Here is a 3,690-nt window from a genome sequence, read left to right on the forward strand (position 1 = left end):
GTAGGCCTCACAGTAGTCATCAAGGACTTGAAGGGTGGGTAGCGCCTGACGAGCTAGAGTCATGGCCGGGTAAGGAGTTCAGCTTCTACCTCAAGCCTAGCCTCCCCATACTGACGAAAGAGGCATAATTTATCATTCAATTTTTGCTATTCACAGAAGCCAGTTGTTTGGCCAGGCAACCAACGGTCTGGCATTTTTTTATAAGCTCCACTGGGAATCAATGCTTCGGCTTCTAAATCAGCTAGCACCCTTGCCTCAGTATTGTAGAAAAGGTATTCAACAGTTTCTATCGTAATCTCAGCTTCAATTGCTGGCTCGGGCCTGACACTAGAATGCTTACCACTCACTTCATCTATACAAATAAGAGCGTAAAATGCCTCATCACTTGCATCAAAATATGCTTCTTGATTTGTTCCAGCCAACATCATTTGCTGCAATGCCTTGGCATATTGCAGCATGGCTCTTCGTTTACGCTCATCACGGGGTTCCAAACGATAAATCGCTCGCTGCACATCATCGCGCACACCATCTCCATCCGCATCTATCCCTTCCAAAGTGCGCTTCCCTTCTTCCCCCGGATCTGGCGGCAAATTCGGGAATAACCGATCCAATTCATCCTCTGGGAGCAGACCGGCGGTCGGGTCAGAACCCGGATTGCCCGGAATGGATCCTGAAATTGGCTCAGGACTGGGTTCTCCTTCTCCACTGGGGGCAGAACCTGGAGGAGTGGTTGTACCGCACCCGACTAGCGCAAGACTTGATTCACAGTCTGCTGTTCAAGCGAAAACTAGCACCTGCTTCAATCAATTGCAAGTGTTGTGCAACACATTGGCGAAATCTTTAGATGTGCTGGTGTGCGGTACGGATGCCTTTGTTGAAGGTAAGAACCTTTACGGGTTGAATGAATTGAGCCAAGTAGTCAGGTCGGCCAAAGTCTCAAACTCCAGCAAGGCTTCACTTAACTCTTCCAGGTGCTCCACCGGCAACGACCGAATCTGAGTTTCCAATTCCTCAGGCAGGGATCCCAGTTTGCGCCGCAGTAGCCGCAGGGTAAGTTCCGCCTCGCCCTGTTGGATTCCTTGGGTCAGCCCTTGTTGGATTCCTTGGGTCAGCCCTTGTTGGATCCCCCGTCGCTCACTTTCTTCCACCAAAGCTTGATAGGTCACCGATTCTCGCATCACTTCCTCCCGCAACAGCTGCTGCAACAGTTCTTTCTCAAAGCGTAATCCACCCAGCAGATAGGTGTAAGCCGCCAAGTTCGCTCGCTCTTGTGGATTTGGCCATCTCTGGATTTCCTCCGCCACTTGCCTCAGCAATGCCTCAGGCTCTTTTGCCCCAGCCAAAATGGCCAAGGGCCACAAGCCGGGATCCCGCAATAAAGCTTTGGCTGGTTCTTCCCATATGCGCACTACCCGATATCGGTGCAGAGTGGTGTCGGTTGCCAATCGGTCAAGGTGCGCCCAAGTTGACTGAGTCTGTCGCAGAAACAGCACAATCTGCAGCACTTCACAGCGATATTGCCGTCGTAGACGCACGTAGTAATCCAGCATCCGCAAAGGCATCTCAGGGTCAGGAGCCGTTTGAAACTCCAAATGGAGCACTTGTGCTCCAACTTGTAAAAAGCTGACAAAGTCTGCCCGAATCGGTTCGACGGACAATTCTGTTTTGAGAATTTGAACCGGTTCAGGGGTCTGTCCAACCAACCAGTGCACAAAAGGGAGAGGATTGCGTTCGACCAGCGCTTTGCAGAGATTGTCGTAGGGCATGGGCTGGGTCTTGCAGGGGTCGGGCAGAGCTAGGCTGACTCCATTCTCCCTTGGCGGCAGTGGAATAGGGTTAAGCTTTGAGATTCCCATCCGGCCCACTCAGGTAAGGGCAACCGGGATCCCCGATGGGCTGTCCCTGTTCATTGGTGAAGGCGTATTCTGCTTGGGCGGTGACTTGCATGTAGACCCGTCCTCCGTCGAGGGGTCTTTCCAGGTTGAGGATAGTAGCTTGGGTGGTGAACTCACCCTTTGCATCCGTTTCCCCTTCTGGCGGGTCAAGTCTGCCGTTGGTGATATCAGGAAAGGTGATCTTGACAGGGGGTCGTTTGCCGGAGGCATCTTCTACGACTTTGCCCCTGGCATCTATCAAGCGCACTTTGAGGTTCAAGGTGGCGCTCGCTGTGGATGTCCCTGGAGGGTCGAATTTCATCTCCTCAATCTCAAGGTCGTAGCATTTGGGCCGGTTCATCAGCTTAATGGCATTAATAATTTTCCTGCCTGATATAGCTCGACCAGAATTATCGGTTGAACCACCACGTCTTCTTCCCTGCAAGTAGACCTGAGATAATCCATGGCCGTTTGTGGCCTTTGAGAGATCACCTGTAAAGTTACTATCAGCTGGAGGCGGAATAAATCCATTTAGGAAATTAGCGCCTGAAATAGTTAGAATGCCTTGTCTAACTGCATTGACTATATTGTCCCTACTTGAAGTGATGTAGAGAGGATCTTCTTCGTAGAAAGAATAGGGAGTAGTCATGTTAGCGATTTGAAATGTAGATATGAGACAATCTTTTTTGCCAGGCTTCTCGAAAGCTTTAATACTAGGACTTTCAAGTAAAACGGGAGTCCATATAGTTCCTTGAGAATATGAGGTTAGAAGGAGCTTATTGCCTTGAGTACCCCCAAGTAGCTGAATAAGATTACTTTCGAGAGATTGAAATGATAGCTGATTCAGATTGATTAGGTCATTTATGATTTCTCTTGCATACCCGAGTATTGCATCACTAGGGAAGTTTTGGTATCTAATAGGATTGAGGACTCCTCCTCCGATGAGACCTGCTTATTGAGCAATATCTCTTAAGACATTTCCTGCATCTGGGTTATTAAAAATTACTCGAGTTAGTGCCCACGATTGATCAACAATTGTTTTCTCTCGTTCCTCAGGTGTGAAGTTGGCAGCAAGGTTTGGGTCTAGGACGAGCCCTTCTTGTATTTTGAGGGCAATCGATGCAATGTACTGGCGAACGGCTCCGAATTCATGCCCATCCTTTAAGCTGTTGTTGTATATCAAAGCTCTGCTATTGAATAAAGAGCTAACCGGCTTGCTCCCAGAGCCAGGTGTCTCGATTCTCAGTTCATCAAGGAGCCCTGATAAATTATTTAACTCACTAAGGGCATTATCCTGAGTTGTGTTAAGCCCGTTAATATGACCCAAGACATATTGGTTCTCTTGATAAAAAAGAGTTGAATCGTCAGGAGTTCGAGAATTAGATTGCAAAGGATCTAGCAGAGTTTGAATAGCAAAAAGCAGCAAAATAGCAATGGCGAAAGCCAAAATTCTCAACAATCTCTTGGCTAATCTTGTCTCATTCATAGCTTTTCCCAGTTGAGTTGACATTAATTTTTAGTGTCTAGAAATTACAGTCATTTCTTCTGTCTCTGGGCTCCAGATAGTAAAGTCCACTGGGAACACTAGCATCAGCCTCAAAGATTGCTAAGACTCTTTCTTTCGTGTTGTAGAATAAGAACTCTATCAACAATTCAATTTTAATTACTGCATCTTCGTCATTGTCGTCTTGGCTCTCCTGGACTTATGGTGATCAAGGATTACTAAGGCCAGAAAGCTGCTAATAATCTGGCTCTGAAGTTAGTAATGTTGGTAAACCCATACCCTTGTCGCTTGATTACCTTGATCCGGTTGTTG

At 47.6% G+C, this 3,690-nt stretch carries 5 protein-coding genes; all 5 read right to left on the bottom strand.

Annotated elements, in window-relative coordinates; genetic code table 11:
* Positions 1-146: 146 nt before the first annotated feature.
* The 5 genes from JX360_RS17090 to JX360_RS18175 all read right to left on the bottom strand — a co-directional run bounded on the left by JX360_RS17090 (position 147) and on the right by JX360_RS18175 (position 3,680).
* Positions 147-611 (bottom strand): hypothetical protein, encoded by a 465-nt coding sequence (locus JX360_RS17090; protein WP_244353400.1) that lies wholly within the window; start codon positions 609-611, stop codon positions 147-149.
* Between the two features lie 279 nt (positions 612-890).
* A complete protein-coding gene (locus JX360_RS17095) occupies positions 891-1,766 on the bottom strand; it encodes a DUF4351 domain-containing protein (protein ID WP_244353402.1) in 876 nt (291 codons plus the stop codon).
* Positions 1,767-1,836: 70 nt separating this feature from the next.
* A complete protein-coding gene (locus JX360_RS17100) occupies positions 1,837-2,196 on the bottom strand; it encodes a hypothetical protein (protein WP_244353404.1) in 360 nt (119 codons plus the stop codon).
* Between the two features lie 630 nt (positions 2,197-2,826).
* Positions 2,827-3,360, bottom strand: coding sequence for a hypothetical protein (locus tag JX360_RS17105; protein WP_244353412.1), 534 nt, complete (start codon positions 3,358-3,360; stop codon positions 2,827-2,829).
* Positions 3,361-3,596: 236 nt separating this feature from the next.
* On the bottom strand, positions 3,597-3,680 hold the full coding sequence (locus JX360_RS18175; protein WP_425244331.1) for a hypothetical protein: 84 nt from the start codon (positions 3,678-3,680) through the stop codon (positions 3,597-3,599).
* Positions 3,681-3,690 lie beyond the last annotated feature (10 nt).

The organism is Thermostichus vulcanus str. 'Rupite', from assembly GCF_022848905.1.
In the GTDB taxonomy this organism is placed as follows: Bacteria; Cyanobacteriota; Cyanobacteriia; order Thermostichales; family Thermostichaceae; genus Thermostichus; species Thermostichus vulcanus_A.